Source organism: Solwaraspora sp. WMMA2065 (genome assembly GCF_030345075.1).
In the GTDB taxonomy this organism is placed as follows: domain Bacteria; phylum Actinomycetota; class Actinomycetes; order Mycobacteriales; family Micromonosporaceae; genus Micromonospora_E.
The window spans coordinates 3,013,000-3,028,901 of sequence record NZ_CP128361.1 but is presented as its reverse complement, the minus strand read 5'-3'; the positions used below and the strand labels follow the sequence as shown (position 1 = coordinate 3,028,901).

General features: G+C 70.5%; 15 protein-coding genes. 8 read left to right on the top strand and 7 right to left on the bottom strand.

Annotation, left to right across the window (positions count from 1 at the left end):
• Positions 1–3: 3 nt before the first annotated feature.
• The 5 genes from O7610_RS13670 to O7610_RS13650 form a co-directional block, all read right to left on the bottom strand.
• Positions 4–225: an antitoxin VbhA family protein gene (locus O7610_RS13670; protein WP_289213439.1), complete on the bottom strand. Its 222-nt coding sequence runs from the start codon at positions 223–225 to the stop codon at positions 4–6.
• A 201-nt stretch (positions 226–426) separates the two neighbouring features.
• Positions 427–984 carry a hypothetical protein gene (locus O7610_RS13665; RefSeq protein ID WP_289213438.1) on the bottom strand — a complete coding sequence of 186 codons (558 nt, stop codon included), beginning with the start codon at positions 982–984 and terminating at the stop codon, positions 427–429.
• 146 nt (positions 985–1,130) lie between these two features.
• Positions 1,131–1,964, bottom strand: coding sequence for a transposase family protein (locus tag O7610_RS13660; RefSeq protein ID WP_281551645.1), 834 nt, complete (start codon positions 1,962–1,964; stop codon positions 1,131–1,133).
• Between the two features lie 104 nt (positions 1,965–2,068).
• The gene (locus tag O7610_RS13655; protein WP_289213437.1) at positions 2,069–2,260 is read right to left on the bottom strand and encodes a hypothetical protein; all 192 of its coding nucleotides are present in this window, start codon (positions 2,258–2,260) and stop codon (positions 2,069–2,071) included.
• 335 nt (positions 2,261–2,595) lie between these two features.
• Positions 2,596–3,588: an alpha/beta fold hydrolase gene (locus O7610_RS13650; RefSeq protein ID WP_289213436.1), complete on the bottom strand. Its 993-nt coding sequence runs from the start codon at positions 3,586–3,588 to the stop codon at positions 2,596–2,598.
• A gap of 104 nt (positions 3,589–3,692) precedes the next feature.
• On the opposite strand from O7610_RS13650, the gene O7610_RS13645 reads away from it, so the two are divergent.
• The 3 genes from O7610_RS13645 to O7610_RS13635 all read left to right on the top strand — a co-directional run bounded on the left by O7610_RS13645 (position 3,693) and on the right by O7610_RS13635 (position 5,778).
• Entirely contained in the window at positions 3,693–4,295 is a 603-nt protein-coding gene (locus O7610_RS13645) for a TetR/AcrR family transcriptional regulator (RefSeq protein WP_281551109.1), read from the top strand.
• A 118-nt stretch (positions 4,296–4,413) separates the two neighbouring features.
• Positions 4,414–4,539, top strand: a complete 126-nt coding sequence (locus O7610_RS13640; protein ID WP_255500449.1) for a hypothetical protein — start codon at positions 4,414–4,416, stop codon at positions 4,537–4,539.
• Between the two features lie 168 nt (positions 4,540–4,707).
• A complete protein-coding gene (locus O7610_RS13635; RefSeq protein WP_281551108.1) occupies positions 4,708–5,778 on the top strand; it encodes a TauD/TfdA family dioxygenase in 1,071 nt (356 codons plus the stop codon).
• A gap of 140 nt (positions 5,779–5,918) precedes the next feature.
• Here O7610_RS13635 and O7610_RS13630 read toward each other — a convergent pair whose 3' ends face one another.
• Together O7610_RS13630 and O7610_RS13625 are read right to left on the bottom strand one after the other, a co-directional pair.
• The gene (locus O7610_RS13630; RefSeq protein ID WP_281551107.1) at positions 5,919–8,165 is read right to left on the bottom strand and encodes a cytochrome P450/oxidoreductase; all 2,247 of its coding nucleotides are present in this window, start codon (positions 8,163–8,165) and stop codon (positions 5,919–5,921) included.
• A gap of 125 nt (positions 8,166–8,290) precedes the next feature.
• Positions 8,291–9,373, bottom strand: coding sequence for an NAD(P)-dependent alcohol dehydrogenase (locus O7610_RS13625; RefSeq protein WP_281551106.1), 1,083 nt, complete (start codon positions 9,371–9,373; stop codon positions 8,291–8,293).
• A gap of 75 nt (positions 9,374–9,448) precedes the next feature.
• On the opposite strand from O7610_RS13625, the gene O7610_RS13620 reads away from it, so the two are divergent.
• From O7610_RS13620 to O7610_RS13600, 5 genes are all read left to right on the top strand, one after another.
• Positions 9,449–10,918: an aldehyde dehydrogenase family protein gene (locus tag O7610_RS13620; RefSeq protein ID WP_289213435.1), complete on the top strand. Its 1,470-nt coding sequence runs from the start codon at positions 9,449–9,451 to the stop codon at positions 10,916–10,918.
• The gene (locus tag O7610_RS13615; protein ID WP_281551104.1) at positions 10,915–12,099 is read left to right on the top strand and encodes a PucR family transcriptional regulator; all 1,185 of its coding nucleotides are present in this window, start codon (positions 10,915–10,917) and stop codon (positions 12,097–12,099) included. The genes O7610_RS13620 and O7610_RS13615 overlap by 4 nt, the downstream gene beginning before the upstream one ends.
• 190 nt (positions 12,100–12,289) lie before the next feature.
• A complete protein-coding gene (locus O7610_RS13610) occupies positions 12,290–13,309 on the top strand; it encodes a zinc-binding dehydrogenase (protein WP_289213434.1) in 1,020 nt (339 codons plus the stop codon).
• The gene (locus tag O7610_RS13605) at positions 13,306–14,775 is read left to right on the top strand and encodes an amidohydrolase family protein (protein ID WP_289213433.1); all 1,470 of its coding nucleotides are present in this window, start codon (positions 13,306–13,308) and stop codon (positions 14,773–14,775) included. The genes O7610_RS13610 and O7610_RS13605 overlap by 4 nt, the downstream gene beginning before the upstream one ends.
• A gap of 11 nt (positions 14,776–14,786) precedes the next feature.
• Positions 14,787–15,866 carry a BMP family ABC transporter substrate-binding protein gene (locus O7610_RS13600; protein WP_233606006.1) on the top strand — a complete coding sequence of 360 codons (1,080 nt, stop codon included), beginning with the start codon at positions 14,787–14,789 and terminating at the stop codon, positions 15,864–15,866.
• Positions 15,867–15,902: the final 36 nt, after the last annotated feature.

Genomic DNA, 15,902 nt, shown 5'->3' with positions numbered 1-15,902 from the left:
CGGTCACGCCGCGCCATAGAGCCGCCGGACGAGATTACGCATCTGCTCAGTGCTGATCTCGCCGCCAGTCCACCGCTCCATGACAGTCTCGACGTGGGCGCTCGCCGTCAACCCTTCAGCCCTTACCGAGGCTGCTGCCTGCATAAACGACCGGGTACGCTCGGCAGCCGTCTCGCCGGGTAGTTGCTCACGGGTTTCGCGAACCGACAACGTCTCAACCAGCACTTCCCGAGTGTGCCCGATTGTCTACACACTTACCGTCGGTAAGGCCGCGCTGGTGCCGCCGGAGATCGAGGAACTCGCCGGCCCGGAGATGGGTGGCATCGCGGTGGTGACTGCGGTGGGTCGCCACATTGCGTCACGACTGATGAACACCACCGCCAGGCGATTGTGTGGCGTACCTTCCTGGACGCTACCGGAACGCATTCAGCGTCTGCGGCGGGAATTTCGGGGCTTCTGACGCTCTCCATCGGGAACATCGCCGCGCTGTCGTGGCCGCACCAGCCGGTCCAGCAGCGTCCGACGGTTGGCGTCGCCCGGTGGGCTGACCTGGTAGCCAAGTCGTTCGAGTTCCTCAACAGCGCATGTGGGATCGCGCCGGACCACGGCGGCTGCTTGTTTGCGACGGTACCGGTCCCGGCTCTGGTTGAGGGTAGTCTCCCAGTCATTCTTCGGTGCCACGAGATCTTCGACGATAAGACACTCAAGAAGGTCTTCCAGGGCGGGGCGGAACCGGCGTCCACCAACTGGGAGGTGGATTTTGTTCAGCCCGTTTATCCCCTTTTTTCGGGTCTCGGCAAGGTAGCGTTCGAATGCCTCGTGGCGTGCGTTGACCTGGATATGTGCTTCCGTGTAACGGGCCTTGTTTCGTTCGTAGTCGTAGTGTAACAACTCGATTTTCTCGTCGCCTACCAGCAGGCTGCATACCGAGGCCTGGACGGTCAGAAACGTGCCCTCGTCCTCGTCGAGATTGAGTCGGCACATAACGTCGAGCCAGATGGGGGACGCTGCGGCCGACCTCATCCTGACCGGTTGGGCGGTGATGCCGGTTAGTTGGGTGCCGACGATCGCATGGTGTTGATCGGGTGCGATCCTGGCTGCGATCGTCGCTGAGTCGCAGACTGTGAGGTCTATTCACAGGCAATCCTGTAGAAGTGCAGCCCGATGACACAGGAGATCGTTTCCGTGAAGGTCGCGAGCGGTCTGCGGTAGTCGGTGTGCAGGATTCTCCAGGTCTTCAGGTTTGCGATGACCTGTTCGACGACCCAGCGGATCTTGTTGACCTGCCTGTTGTATTCCTTCTGCCACTCTGTGAGCTCGCCGCCCTTGGGCTTCTTGTACGGAGTGATCATGCCGTTGCCGACGTAGCCCTTGTCGCCGATCCAGTCTCCGGGATTCAGGCTGACGAGAACACCGGTGTCGTTGATCGCGTACGAGTCGTGGTGGTTGCCGGTGACGGGATCGGAGACCCAGGCGAGCGCGCCGTCGAGGGTACAGGCGACCTGGACGCTCATGCCCGTGGTCTTGTGCTTGCCGGAGTACAGACAGCGGTCCGTGCGCCATGACCAGCAGGGGAACAGAGTGCCGTCGACGATGTACTGGGCGGTCGGGTCGAGCTCGTCGGCGGTCGGCACGAACCCCGCCAGCACGCGGTCGAGGACCGGGGTGATGGCGGTGACCGCCCGTGAGATCGTCGACTGGGAGACGCCGTGCGCCTCGGCGATCTCCGCTTGGACACGGTTACGACGCATGTAGGTCAACGCGACCACGAGGGCACGGTAGAGGCCGAGGACCGGGGGCCACGGTTCCATGCCCAGGTTCCGGCATTCGGCGCGGACCAGCACGCAGAGGTCGCGGATCTGATCGGTCGTGAAGCCGGTGGTATGATACATGCTCGGCGGTCCGCTTTCTTTGGTTGTTGTGTGGAAACTCCATCCTATGGGAGGGCGGGCCGTCTCATTCATCGGGGGTCCACTGTGGGTTACTGGGCCCTGCTGAATAAGCCTCTGTGTTGTTGAGAAGTATCCGCAGGTTCTCGGCAAACTGTCGGGACTGCTCGATGAGCGCCTTATTTGTCGAATTCGCCAATGGAGATCCACAGCTTCTGTGCTTCCAGTGAATCGAACTGCCGTGCCCTCGCCATCTCGACGAGTTGCTGGTATGTGATATGCAGTTTATCCAACGCCTCCTGGACTGCTTGCTTCCACTCGGAGGCATTGAGTTCGGTGACAGTTGGCCCGGGAAGGTTGGCGGCAGTCATTGTGACCTCCCAGAGTTGATCATCGTCTGGTTGGGCATGGCTCATCTTAGATGCATCCACCCATCTGCGCTACCCGTCGTAACCTACCTGACACGCCAGATGAAACGATCTGAGCTGATGTGCGGTACGGCAGCAGAAATGATCATGTCGTGACCAGCGCTGACTCCTCCGACTGGGCTATCCAAGCCGGTCGTTTCGGTGTCTTTCCAGAGTCGTCCGCTGCTTGGCGGCTATCGTGAGAATGCTTCCGAATTCACTACTTATCTGATCAACGTTTTTGCTGGTGGTGAGCGCGAATCCTTCGTGCGGGTGGCTCCAGGGCCGAGCCTGGGCGGCTAAGGGCCGGACGCTGCGAGGAAGGTTGCAATGTCGGCGGCGATCCGGTCCGGGTACTCGCCGTTGATTGCGTGCGAGGCGTCCGGGTAGACGATCACCGTCGCCTCGGGTACTGCCCGCTCGGCGACCTCGGCCGCTTCGGCCGTGTCGTGCATCCGGGACTCGCCGGCGAGCAGCGCCAGCGTCGGTGTCCCTACCCCGGACAGATCCTCAGGCGTGACCCGGTGCGGTGCGGAGAGCTTCAGCGCGTACGTCTGCATGCCGGCCTCGATCATCCGGGCCACCGGTACGTCCTCGACCGGGGCGCCGTTGGCGGTCCAGCTGGCGAAGTCGTCCCGCCAGGACCTGGGAAACCAGCGGACACTGGCCGGGATCGACCGGAGGATCGCCTGCCAGGACAGGTCGGCGAAGACCAGGACCGGGTCGAGCAGGGTGACACTGGCGACCTTCTCCGGTCGGTGCACCGCCAGGTTCATCGCGGTCCAACCGCCGATCGAGAGCCCGACCAGGTGGATGGCCGGCTCCGGCAACTCGATCAGCACCTCGTGCAGCCACTGGGCGTGGTCGGTGGGGGTCTCGATCGGCCGCTGCTGGATGCTCATCCCCGGCTCGCCGAGCAGGTCGATGGTGTAGACGCTGCGCAGTCGCAGCAGTGCGGGCAGGTTGTCGGCCCAGACCGGCGAGGCCGCGGCTCGACCCGGCAACAGCAGCAGCGGATCGGCGTCCGGCTCGGCGCCGGCGAAGTGGTAGAGCCGTACCACGCCGTAGCTGGTCCGTACGTCCAAGGTCCGGTCGGCGCTCGGCAGGTCCGCCATGGCCCGGTCGTACGCGGCGAGAAAGCGGTCTGCGGCGGCGGCCGAGGTGAAGTGGCCGACCGGCGTGGGGGTGCGGACAGCGAAGCAGCCGGTCAGTAGCGCGATGGTGGTGATCAGGGCGGCGATGCCGACGACAAGCCAGCGTCGGCGGCGCAGGCGGGGGAGTAGGCGGCGCATCTGGGCTCCTCTGCGGGCGTGCGCTCCGGCTGTCGTCGATCTACCGTACGGTCAGAAGTCTAACCACGCGGTGGAATTTCTGCCCGACAGGTAGGCTCGGACTCATGTCATCGACCGGCCCGGACCTGGCAGGCAAGCCGCTGACGATCACCGAGCGGGCGCGGCGGGCGCAGTTCGTCCAGGTGACCATCGACCTCGTTGCCGAGCACGGGTACCGAGGGGCCTCGCTGGCCCGGATCGCCGAGGCCGCCGAGGTCTCCAAGGCGGCCGTGCTCTACCACTTCCCGACCAAGGACGCCGTGCTCCGGGCCGCCTACCAGACGGTGATCGACGCGCTCACCACTGCGGTCGGCGCGGCCGTCGCCGACCAGTCGGGTGCCGCCGCGCTGTACGCGTACATCCGGGCGCTGGTCGGCCACCTCGACGCCCGTCCCGATCACGCTCGCATGATCATCGAGGCGATCACCGCCGACGCCGGGATCACCGACAGCCCGGACGACGAGGGTCGCCGGGCGGCGGTCGCGGGGTTGATCGACGCGGCGACGGCGGCCGGCGACTACCGCGCCGACGTCGATTCCCGTGGTACGGCCGTCATCGTCAACGGGGCGATCGACGCGATCGTGGCGCAGCGCCTCGCCGACCCCGGCTTCGACGCGGCCGGGGCCGCCGACACGCTTGCCAACCTGCTCGACCGGGCGCTCCGTTAGTCGGTACCCCTACCGAGAGCCCCGGGAATGATCGTATTGCGAGACGGCGTCTCTGTTGACGGTCGACTTGTGCTGGCCTAGGCTGGCGGACACGACCACCCAGCCGCAGGAGAACGCCATGATCCGAGTTCCGCAAGGTGCTGGATTGCTGGTGCGCGGTTACGAGGAGCCGCTGCGGGTCCACCCGCCGCGTGAGGGCATGCGCCCCGGGACCGCCGCCGGGGATCCGCAGACCCCGTTCTGATTGTCGAGTACGCCCGTCTGTCGCACCCCGGCACCTGACACGCCGGGCGACACGGCGGGCTCGCCACACCTGTCCTGACCGAACCGGTCCGCGCACGCCACCGCGCGTCGCATCCGGGACACCGGCCGACTCATCCATCAGAACCGACGACCCTCGGAGCGCATCATCATGACGACCGCAATCGACCTGGCCCCGATCTCCGGCCCGTCCGCCTGGCGCGGCGACGAGCTGAGCAAGTCCACCGAATGGATCTACCACCTCAGCGACGCCGAGCGGACCGAGTTGGAGACCGTCGGGCGCAAGTTCGTCGCCGACGACCCCGACCTGCGTACGGTCACCGCTGCCGACTACCCGCTGCCGGTCTGCGCCGGCCTCAACGCCGAATGTGCCCAGCAGATGGACTCCGGCCGCGGCTTCATCTTGGTCCGCGGGCTGCGCACCGAGGAGTACGGCGACACCCTCGCCGGAGCGATCTTCTTCCTGATGGGGCTGCACCTCGGCGTACCGATGGGGCAGAACCAGATGGGTGACGTGCTCGACCACGTCATCGCCACCTCCAACAAGACCCTCGACGACCCGTCGGCGCTGCCGTCGCGGGTGCGTGACCGGCTGCCGTTCCACTCCGACAGCTCCGACGTCGTCGCGCTGATGTGCCTGCGCGCGGCGAAGGAGGGCGGGGCGAGCAGCCTGGTCAGCGGTACCACCATCTACAACGAGATCCTGCGCCGCCGGCCGGACCTGGCGCCGCTGCTGTTCGAGCCGTGGCACTGGGACTGGTACAAGCAGGACCACGACGCCCCGGCGAAGACCTACCTGTCGCCGATCTGCAGCTACGTCGACGGCATCTTCAGCACCTACGCCGGCAGTTCGATGATCTTCTCGGCGCAGGACTACCCCGAGGTGCCCCGACTCACCGAGGCGCAGATCGAGCTGCTGCACCTCTACGACGAGATCTCCCAGGAGCCGGGCCTGGCGCTGGACATGAACTTCCAGCCCGGCGACGTGCAGTGGCTGCTGAACTACGCCGCCCTGCACTCGCGGACCGGCTACGTCGACTACCCCGAGCCGGAGCGTCGCCGTCACCTGCTGCGGCTGTGGCTCAAGCGCGACGTCGGCCGCCCGCTGGTGGACGGCTTCGGCAAGAACGTCGTCAGCGACCGGGGCGCGGCGGACGTGGTCCCGGGCGGCCGGTTCCAGATCGCCGAGGCGGCCGAGGTGAACATTGAGTGGGGTAACTGACCACTCCCGGTACGTGGACGGCCCGCCGCGCTCCAAAGTCGTAGCGCAGCGGGCCGCCCGCATTCAGCTGACCGGCGCCGGTGACATGGCAGAAGGGCGGGACCGGTCGACCGGTCCCGCCCTTCGTCGTACCACTGCGGTCAGAGGTCGAGCACCAGGCGGTCGGAGCTGCACCGGCCGACGCAGATCATCATGCTGCGCCCGGCGGCCCGTTCGTCGGCGGTGAGCAGCGAGTCGCGGTGCTCCGGCGTGCCGGCCAGCACCCGGGTCTCGCAGGCCCCGCAGTAGCCCTTCTCGCAGTCGTAGGTCAGGCCGGGTACGGCCTCGCGCAGCACCTCGATCATCCGCTTGTCCTTCGGCACCCGCAGGGTGACCCCGGTGCGGGCCAACTGGACGTCGAACTCGGTGTTGGCCGCCGGGTCGAACGCCACCTCCAGGTCGTCGCCAGCGGCGAAGCGCTCCACGTGCAGCTGCCCGGTGCGTCCGGCGTCGGCACACACCCGCTCCACCGCGTTGATCATCGCGCCGGGTCCGCAGCAGTAGACGGCGGTGCCGTCGCCGACGCCACCGATCAGCCCGGCCAGGTCGGGCAGCCCGGCCTCGTCCTGCGGTAGCAGCGCGGCCCGGTCGCCGGCGAGGGCGCCCAGTTCGTCGGCGAAGGCCATCGAGGCCCGGCTGCGGCCGCCGTAGACGACCCGGTACGGCGTACCGCGCCGGACGGCTTCGCGGACCATGGCGAGGATCGGGGTGATCCCGATCCCGCCGGCCAGGAAGAGGTACTCGTCGGCGTCGACCAGCGGGAAGTGGTTACGCGGGCCGCGTACCGTCAGGGTCGCGCCGGCGGCGGCGACGGTGTGCAGCTCGACAGAGCCGCCGCGCCCGGCGGCCTCCCGCAGCACGCCGAGCCGGTAGCCGCTGGTGTCGGCGGGATCGCCGCAGAGCGAGTACTGCCGGACCCGGCCGGACGGCAGCCGCACCTCCAGGTGGGCGCCGGGTGCCCAGGCCGGCAGCGGTGCGCCGTCGGCGGCGGTCAGCCGTACCTCCAGCACCTCGTCGGCGGCCCGGGTGACCGCCCCGACGACCAGTTCCCGGTCGCCGCCGGGGCGGGTGAGCGCCGGGGCACCTCCGGCCGCCGCGTCGGCGGCGCGGCGGCCGGAGGTGAACACGGCCGGGATGGCGTCCCAACCGGTCTGGTTCCCCTTGGTGGGGTAGCCGACGAGGCCGTCTTCGACGACCCGGTAGTCCGGCAGCCGGGTCAGCACCTGGGTGATCATTTCGCGGAACATCAGCCGGGCCAGGTGGGCGCCGGCGCACCGGTGGCTGCCGATGCCGAAACTGAGGTGCCGGGTGGCGTCGCGGTCCAGCCGGACCTGCTCCGGCTCGGGGAAGACCGCCGGGTCGTGGTTGGCGGCGACCCAGGGGATCAGGATCCGTTCGCCGGCGCTGACCGGGCAGCCGCCGACCTCGGCGTCGGCGCGGGCGGTACGGGCCATCGACTGGGACGGCGCGAAGACCCGCAGGAACTCCTCGGTGGCGCCGTCGAGCAGGTCGGGTGAGTCGATCAGCCGTTGCCGCTGTTCCGGGTGGCGACTCAGGTGCACCAGGGTGGAGCCGGTCAGCGAGGTGGTGGTGTCGACCCCGCCGGCGATCAGCAGGCCGATGACGGAGACCAGTTCGTCGACGCCGAACAGTTCGCCGTCGGGTCGGCGCTGGGCGACCAGGTAGCTGACCGCGTCGTCGGCCGGTTCGGCGCGCCGGGCGTGGATGAGTTCCCGGATCCGTTCGTCCATGTACGCCAGGCCCTGGCCGCCCCGGATGGCGCGTTCGCTGCCGGGCAGGGCGGCGAAGATGTCGTGGATCGGCTTGGCCAGCTTGGGCCATTCCGCTTCGGGAAAGCCGAGCCAGTCCAGGGTGACGGCGGCCGGCAGCGGGTTGGTCAGGTCACGGACGAAGTCGACCGAGCCTTCGGTGACGAAGTCGTCGATGATCCGGGTGGTGTGCCGGGCGATCATCGGGGCGAGTTTCGCGACCGCGTCCTGGGTGAGCAGCGGGTTGATCAGGTCGCGGTAGTCGCCGGCGGCCGGCGGGTCCAGCTCGATCGGGTACTGCTCCAGACCCGGCCCGCGGGGGATGACGATGGCGGTGCCGTCGCCACCGGCGGCGGCGCGGGCCGAGGAGAAGGTGTCGTCGTCGCGGGCGACGCGGACCACGTCGGCGTACCGGGTGGTGTAGACGAAGCCACCGTGCGCGTCGGTCCGGCCGACCGGACATCTGTCGCGGTACGCCCGGTAGTAGCCGACCGGGTCGGCGTTGCACTCGGCGGAGTGGTGGTCGAACGGTGCCGCGGAATGCGGGTCGGACGGACCCGCGATACGAGATTCAGTCATGGCGGGCGAGCTCCACATGTGCTGACTGCCGCGCGGTGTTTCCCAGCCGCGCCACTGGGTGTCTGGAGCCGAGGGTAATCCCACTCACATGGCGAGACAACGTTTCGCAATGGGACACGCTCGGGTCAGAGCGTCAGGACGGCCTTGCCGACGGTGCCGGAGCGTACCGCCGCCACCGCCTCGTTGATCTGCTCGAACGGGTAGTAGCTGAGCAGCCGGTCCACCGGGAAGCGGCCGGCGGTGTGCAGGTCCAGCAACTTCGGCAGGAACACCTGGGGCAGGCTGGCGCCGCCGATGATCCCGGTGACGCTGCGCCCGTTGAGGATGCTGCGCCAGTCGAAGCTCATCCGCTCGCTGGGGCCGACCCCGACGACGCCGCACCGACCCAGCGGGCCGAGCGACTCGACCGCGGTCCGCAGCACCTCCTCGCGCCCGGTGGCGTCGATCGCGAAGTCGAATCCGTGCGGGGCGATCGCGGCGAGCAGCTCCTTCGCGTCCCCGGTGCGCGAGTCGACGCCGTGGGTGGCGCCGAGCAGCCGGGCCGTGTCCAGCTTGTCGGCGTTGACGTCGACCGCGGCGATCGTGGTGCAGCCGGCGATCCGGGCGGCGAGGATCGCCGCCACGCCGACCGAGCCGGCACCGAAGACGACGATCGACGACCCGACCGGCGGGCGGAGCACCTTGAGCACCGCGCCGGCCCCGGTGCCGAAGCCGCAGCCGAACGGCCCGACCAGCCGCAGGTCGATCTCCTTGCTGATCGGCACCACGGCGCGGGCCGGGGCGACCACGTGGCTGGCGAACGACGACTGGCCGAGAAAGTGCCCGTTGACCGGTTCGCCGTCGCGCGACAGCGCGCTGCTGCCGTCCGGGCGGCGGCCGGCGAAGTTGACCGCGTCGAAGCTGCGGCAGTACGCCGGGCTGCCGGTCAGACAGAGCGGGCAGGTGCCGCACGAGGTGAAGCTCATCGCCACGTGGTCGCCGGCCGAGACACCGGTGACCCGCTCGCCGACCTGCTCGACCACGCCGGCACCCTCGTGGCCGAGCACCGCCGGGGTGGGGAAGAAGTTGGCGAACTCCAGGTCGGTGCCGCAGATACCGACGCTGTGTACGCGTACCAGCACCTCGTCCGGGCCGGGTCCGGCCAGGTCGAGCTCCTGCAGGGTGAACGGTCCACCCGCGCTGTCCAGTACCGCCGCCGTGACCCGCACGCAAATCCTCCCGGTGTACTCACGAAGCGAGACTGCATCTTGACATGCGGAACATGGAGGGTCAAGGATTCCACCATGGCTGACCTGGACATTCCCGCTGCCCGCCAGCTGATCGACGGTGCCTGGGAGGCAGCCGCCGACGGTGGCGAACTTCCGGTGCTCGACCCGGCGACCCGGCAGAGCATCCAGCCGGTCGCCCGGGCCCGCGCCGTCGACGTGGACCGTGCCGTCGCCGCCGCCCGCCGGGCCGCCCCCGGCTGGGCCGCGACCTCGTCGAGCGAACGCGGCGCGGCGTTGCGCCGGTGGGTCGACCTGATCGCCGCCCACGTCGAGGAACTTGCCGTCTATGAGGCCCGTGACGTGGGCAAACCCCGCTCCGGCGGCCGGCTCAACATCTACATCGCGCAGGGCATCGTCGACTACTTCGCCGGCGCGGCCGACAAGCTGACCGGGGTCACCCTGCCCACCCGTACCCCTGACTACTTCGGTTACACCCGCCCGGAGCCGTACGGCGTCTGCGCGGTGGTGATCCCGTGGAACGTGCCGGCCGTGCTCACCGCCGCGAACGTCGCCCCGGCGCTGGCCGCCGGCAACACCGTGGTGCTCAAGCCGTCCGAGATCGCCCCGCTCGCCCCGTTCGCCCTGGCCGAGCTGGCCCGGCGGGCCGGGCTGCCGCCCGGGGTGCTCAACGTGGTGACCGGGCTCGGCCCGGAGGCCGGCGTGGCGCTGACCGGCCATCCAGACGTCGACCACATCAGTTTCGTCGGTTCGACCGTCACCGGCCGGGCGGTGATGCGGGCCGCCGCCGAGCACCTGGTCCCGGTGAAACTCGAACTCGGCGGCAAGTCGCCGAACGTGGTCTTCGCCGACGCGGACCTGGACACCGCCGTACCGGCGATCGTCGCCTCGATCACCGAGAACGCCGGCCAGAACTGCTACGCCGGCTCCCGGCTGGTGGTCGAGGAGTCGATCCGGGCGGAGGTGGTCGAGCGGGTGGCCGCCGCGATGGCCGAGGTCCGGGTCGGGTCGTGGGAACAGGACCTGGACATGGGCCCACTGGTCAGCCAGGCCCAGTACGAGCGGGTCCGGGGGTTCCTGGCCGAGGCGCCGGGCTCCGGGGCGCGGCTGGTCACCGGCGGGGAGCCGGCCACGGCCGCGTTCGGCGACGGCTGGTACGTGGCCCCGACCGTGTTCGACGGCGTCGACGAGACGATGCGGCTGGCTCGCGAGGAGATTTTCGGCCCGGTCCTGGCCGTGCAGGGGTTTCGGAGCACCGAGGAAGCGGTGTCGATCATGAACGGCACCGACTTCGGCCTGCTCACCTGCGTCTGGACCTCCGACGTGTCCCGGGCGTTGCGGGTGGCCGGCCAGGCCCGCAGCGGTCAGGTGGCGGTCAACCAGTTCCACGACGCCGGGGTGATCGGGTTCCCGTTCAACATGCAGAAGGAGAGTGGGTTCAGCCGGGGCGGCGGGTACGCGGCGCTGCGCGAGTACACCCAGGAGAAGGCCGTCGCGGTCCGGCTGCTCGATCGATCGCCGACGTGACCGGGGCGGCCGACCGTCCGGTGCCGGCCGTCCGGCCCCGGCTGGCCGTGGCTGCCGAACCGACGCCGGCCCAGTTCGCCCAGTGGCTGACCGACCTCGCGTTCGGCGGTGCTGGCTGGCCGGTGCTGCTGGCCCGGCTGGCCGAGGCCATCGGCCGGGACTGCCGGCTGGTCGCCGAGACCGGCGAGCTGCTGGCCACCAGCGACAGCACCAGCGGCAGCGCGGTCGCCGACCCGGTCGAGCTACGCGGCGACCGGGTGCGCTGCGTCGACGGCTGGCTCGGCCGGTCGGTGCCGGTCGGGTCCGGCAGCCGTCGGCTCGGTGCCCTGCTGCTGGCCGAGCCGGTCGGGGCCGGCCAGCTCGACTACGCCCGGGCCGCGGTCACCGCACTGCTCATCGAGGCGGTACGTCGGGAGCCGCCGCAGCCGCCACCGCCGGTGGGCGCTGACGGGCTGCTGCGGGCGCTGCGCGACGGCACCGGTGACCGGTCCCCGGCCGGCCAGGCGGACCTGGTGCGGGCCGCGGCGGCGTACCGGTGGCGGCTGGACCAACCGCACGCGGCCGTGGCGCTCGGCTACACCGGCACCCAGCGGCGCCGGTGGGCGTCCGCGTTGACCTGGCTGGACCGGCCGGTGCTGGCCGACGGAGGGCTGGGCTGGACCCTGCTGCAGGGTGACGCCGAGCGGGAGGTGGTCCGGCTGCGCGGCCGGTTGGAACAGATCGTCGGTGCCGGCCAGGTCCGGGTGGCCGGCGGCCGGTCGGTGACCGGCCCGGCCGCGACCCCGGACTCGTTCCGGGACGCCCGGCTGCTGCTGCGGCTGCTGCTGCGCAACAGTCCGGCGGCTGCGGAGCCGGCCGAGCTGCCGTTCGAGCGGGCTGGTCTGGCGCAGCTGCTGCTGGCCGTGCCGCCGGACCGGCTGCGCTGGTACGTGGACCGGCACCTGGGGCCGATCGCGCAGCGCGACGACCTGCTCCGCACCCTGGACCACTGGCTGGCGACCGGTGGGAGCAGGCAAGCTGTGAGTGAACAACTACATCTGCACCGTAACTCCGTCGGCTACCGGGTGGGTCTGATCAAGCGGCTACTGGGGGTGGATCCTTTGCATCCGTCGACTGCTGCGGTGCTGCGTACCGCGCTGGTCGCGCGGGAGCTGCTGATCGTCGTCGCAGACGGCGGATAACCGCAGGTCGATGGCGACTTCCGCCCGGTTGTGCCGGCCTGGATCACGGGCACGTTACGTAGCTGAGCCAGTTTCGGTCGAGGCGTTGACAGGTTGCCGGAGCGCAGGCAGAGTACGTCGCTAAGCAGCACGGATCACAATGCAAGACGGCATATTGTTTGGTAGACCGGTGGAGGTAAGGGTGCGGGCGATGGTTCAGACCGACTTCGGTGGCCCCGAAGTCGTACGGCCGCGCGCCCTGCCGGACCCCGAGCCCGGCCCGGCCGACGTCGTCGTCGGCGTCACCGCCGCCGCGCTGAACCGTCTCGACCTGCTCCAGCTGCGCGGGCCCGGCCTGCTCCCCGGCTTCACGCTGCCGCACGTCGCCGGCATGGACGTCGCCGGGCAGGTGGTCGCCACCGGTGCCGAGGTCGGCACGCTGCGCACCGGCGACCGGGTCGTGCTCGACCCCACCATCGGCTGCGGGCACTGCGCCGCCTGCGTCGGCGGCAACCCCGGCTACTGCCGAACGCTGCGCGTCGTCGGCGGCAACCGACCCGGCGGCTTCGCCGAGTACGTCGCCGTACCGGCCGCCGTGGCCCACCGGGTCCCCGACCACGTCGACCTCGCCGACGCCGCCGCACTGCCCACCGCCTGGAGCGTCGCCTGGCACGCCCTGCACCGGGTCGGCACCCTGCACCCCGGCGAATCCGTGGTGATCCAGGCAGCCACCAGCGCGGTCAGCATCGCCGCCATCCAGCTCGCCCGCGCCCGCGGCGCCTGGGTGATCGCGGTGGCCCGCAGCGAAGCCAAACGGGCCGCAGCCGTCTCCCTCGGCGCCGACGTGGCGCTCGACCTGGACGACCGGACCGCCGCCGGGGTCCGGGAGCACACCGGCGGGCACGGCGCCGACCTGGTGCTGGACCACGTCGGTGCGGCCACCTGGCACAGCTCCCTGGCCAGCCTGCGCACCGGCGGCCGGCTGGTGCTGCTCGGCAACACCAGCGGCGACCAGGTCAGTCTGTCGCTGGCCCAGGTGTACCACCAGGGTCTGCGCCTGCTCGGCGCCGGCGCGTACGCCCCGGCCGACTTCGCCGCCATGCTCGATGCGTACTTCGCTGGCGGGCTGCGGGCGGTCCGAGGAGCCGAATATCCGCTCGCCGACCTGCCTGCGGCGTACGCCCGGCTGGAGTCCGGTGACCTCGTCGGCAAGATCCTGATCCGGCCATGACCACGCTCGCGGCCCCGACCGCCGACTCCGGACCCGGCACCGCCCGCGCCGACCTGCTGGTCGTCGACGCCGACATCGTCACCATGGCCCCCGGCCGGGAGGTGGTCACCGGCGGTGCGATCGCGGTGGTCGACGGCCGGATCGCCGACATCGGCCCGACCGGTGCGCTGCGGGTCGCGTACCCGCACACCCCGGAGCTCGACGCGGCCGGCTGCCTGGTCGTCCCCGGCCTGGTCAACGCCCACCAGCACACCACCGCCGACCCGCTGATCCGCAGCAGCATCCCCGACGACGTCCCCGCCCAGCAGGCGATCTTCGACTGGATCGTGCCGCTGCACGCCGCCGTCACCGGCGACGACGACGAACTTTCGGCCACCCTCACCGCCGTCGAGGCGCTCAGCTACGGCGTCACCACCCTGCTCGAACCGGGCACCGTGGCGCATCCGCTGCGGGTCGCTGCCGGGCTGCGCGCCGCCGGCATCCGGGGCCGGGTCGGCCGCTGGGGCTGGGACACCGCCGATGCCCCGTACTCGATGCCGGCCGGCGAGACCCTCGCCGCCCAGGCTGAGACGGTCACCGCGCTGGCCGGCGACCGGCTGGTCACCGGCTGGGTCACCCTGGTCGGCCACGATCTGGTCAGCGACGAGCTGTTCACCGGCGCCGCCGAGCTGGCCGAGCGACTCGACGTGCCGATGACCTGGCACCTGTCGCCCAGCGCCGAGGACCCGGCCGGGTACGCCGTCGCCGGCCGCCCCCGGCCCGTGTTGCACCTGCGTGACCTCGGTGTGCTCGGCCCCCGCCTGCTGCTCGGGCACGCCGTCTGGCTCGATGACGACGAGCTCGACGCGCTCGCCGGCAGCGGTGCCTCTGTCGCCTCCTGCCCCGGCGCCTACCTGCGGCTCGGACAGGGCTTCACCCGGGCGGGCCGGCACACCGAGCTGCGGCGGGCCGGTGGCCGGCTGGCGTTGGGCTGCGACTCGCACAATGCCGGCGACACCCCGGACGTGTGGCGGGCGGCCCGGCTCTTCGCCGGGCTGGACCGTGACCGTGGCGCGGCCGAGCCGCTGCCCGCCGACGAGATCTTCGCCCTGGCCACCGTCGACGGCGCCGACGCCGTCGGGCTGGGGTGGCTGACCGGTTCGATCGAGGTCGGCAAGGCCGCCGACCTGGTCGTACTGGACACCCGCACCATCGCGTGGACCCCGCGCGGGGACCTGGCCACCCAGCTCGTCTGGGGCGCGGCCAGCCACACCGTGCGGGACGTACTGGTCGACGGCCGGCCGGTGGTCCGGGACCGACGGATCACCACCGTCGACGTCGACGCCCTGCGGGCCGAGGTCGCGTCGCGCGGCGCGGACCTGCTCCGCCGGGCCGGCATCGACATCCCGCATCGCTGGCCTGTCGTGCCGGCGACCGAGTACCGCGCGCACCGGACCGGACCGGCCGGCGCGACGCCCCCAAGGTGAAAGGAACAGCTGTGACAATAAGGATCGGAAAGGGTGCGGCGGCGCTGCTCGCCGGCGCCGTCAGCCTCGCCCTGGTCGGCTGCGCCGACAACGACGCCACCGCGCCGGACCCCGCCGGCTCCGAGGGCGGCGGCACCGTCATCGCCGGCCAGCCGGACGTCAACGGCGACGGCAAGGTGCTGATCGGGGTGCTCAGCCCCGGTGACATCAACGACAACGGCTACTACGAGAGCTTTGTCGCCGAAGCCGAGCGGTTCGCCAACGAGCAGGGCTGGGAGGTCATCAAGCGGGGTTCGGTGCCGCCGACCGAGGCGCTCAGCTCGGCCCGGGCGCTGTGCCAGCAGGGCGTCGACATGGTGGCGCTGGGCGCTTCCGAGCTCAAGGACGCCATCCCCGCCTCCGAGGAGCCGGCCTGCGAGAACGTTGCCTGGTACGTGCCGTCGTCGGAGAACATCCCGCAGACCCCGGAGATCGTCATTTCCAGCGACGACCCGAACCAGAGCATGCTCGCCGCCGGATACGCCACCGGTCTGCTGATGGAGGAGAACGGTGACACCAAGGCCGGCTTCGTCACCGGCATGGAGGTCGACTTCGCGATCAACGCCGCCCGGGCTTTCAAGGCCGGGATCCGGATGGTGGTCCCCGAGGCCGAGCTGGTGATCACCTATACCGGTGACTTCAACGACTCCGCAAAGGCCCGGGAGGCCGTGCAGGCGCAGATCGACCAGGGCGTCAGTGTGGTCTACCCGTACCTCGGTGGGGCCACCGACGCCGCAACCGAACTGGCCAACGAGGGCGGCGCGATCACCCTGACCCCGGGCACCGACCGGTGCGACTCGACCGAGCCGGAGTTCGACATCTCGGTCATCTTCGACCCGGGTGCCTACTTCGCCGCCGCGCTGACCCTGTTCGCCGAGGGCGAGCTGGAGATGGGCACCACCAAGGTGTGGCAGATCGGTATCGACCCGTACCCGGCGATCAAGATCTGCGACCCGACGGCGGAGCAGACCGAGCGGATGGAGGCTTTCGTCACCGACGTGGCCGAGGGCAACATCGACACCGCCGCCGAGGTGGAGCGGCTCGGCGGCTGACCCGCCACCGACCGCACATCGGAAACCACTTGCTGA

Bases quoted from the DNA above. Each gene is read 5' to 3' on its own strand.
- O7610_RS13645 (WP_281551109.1), top strand. From the start codon at position 3,693: ATGTCATCGACCGGCCCGGACCTGGCAGGCAAGCCGCTGACGATCACC.
- O7610_RS13635 (WP_281551108.1), top strand. From the start codon at position 4,708: ATGACGACCGCAATCGACCTGGCCCCGATCTCCGGCCCGTCCGCCTGG.
- O7610_RS13630 (WP_281551107.1), bottom strand. From the start codon at position 8,165: ATGACTGAATCTCGTATCGCGGGTCCGTCCGACCCGCATTCCGCGGCA.
- O7610_RS13610 (WP_289213434.1), top strand. From the start codon at position 12,290: ATGGTTCAGACCGACTTCGGTGGCCCCGAAGTCGTACGGCCGCGCGCC.
- O7610_RS13665 (WP_289213438.1), bottom strand. From the start codon at position 984: ATGTGCCGACTCAATCTCGACGAGGACGAGGGCACGTTTCTGACCGTC.
- O7610_RS13660 (WP_281551645.1), bottom strand. From the start codon at position 1,964: ATGAATGAGACGGCCCGCCCTCCCATAGGATGGAGTTTCCACACAACA.
- O7610_RS13640 (WP_255500449.1), top strand. From the start codon at position 4,414: ATGATCCGAGTTCCGCAAGGTGCTGGATTGCTGGTGCGCGGTTACGAG.
- O7610_RS13655 (WP_289213437.1), bottom strand. From the start codon at position 2,260: ATGACTGCCGCCAACCTTCCCGGGCCAACTGTCACCGAACTCAATGCC.
- O7610_RS13650 (WP_289213436.1), bottom strand. From the start codon at position 3,588: ATGCGCCGCCTACTCCCCCGCCTGCGCCGCCGACGCTGGCTTGTCGTC.
- O7610_RS13620 (WP_289213435.1), top strand. From the start codon at position 9,449: ATGGCTGACCTGGACATTCCCGCTGCCCGCCAGCTGATCGACGGTGCC.
- O7610_RS13605 (WP_289213433.1), top strand. From the start codon at position 13,306: ATGACCACGCTCGCGGCCCCGACCGCCGACTCCGGACCCGGCACCGCC.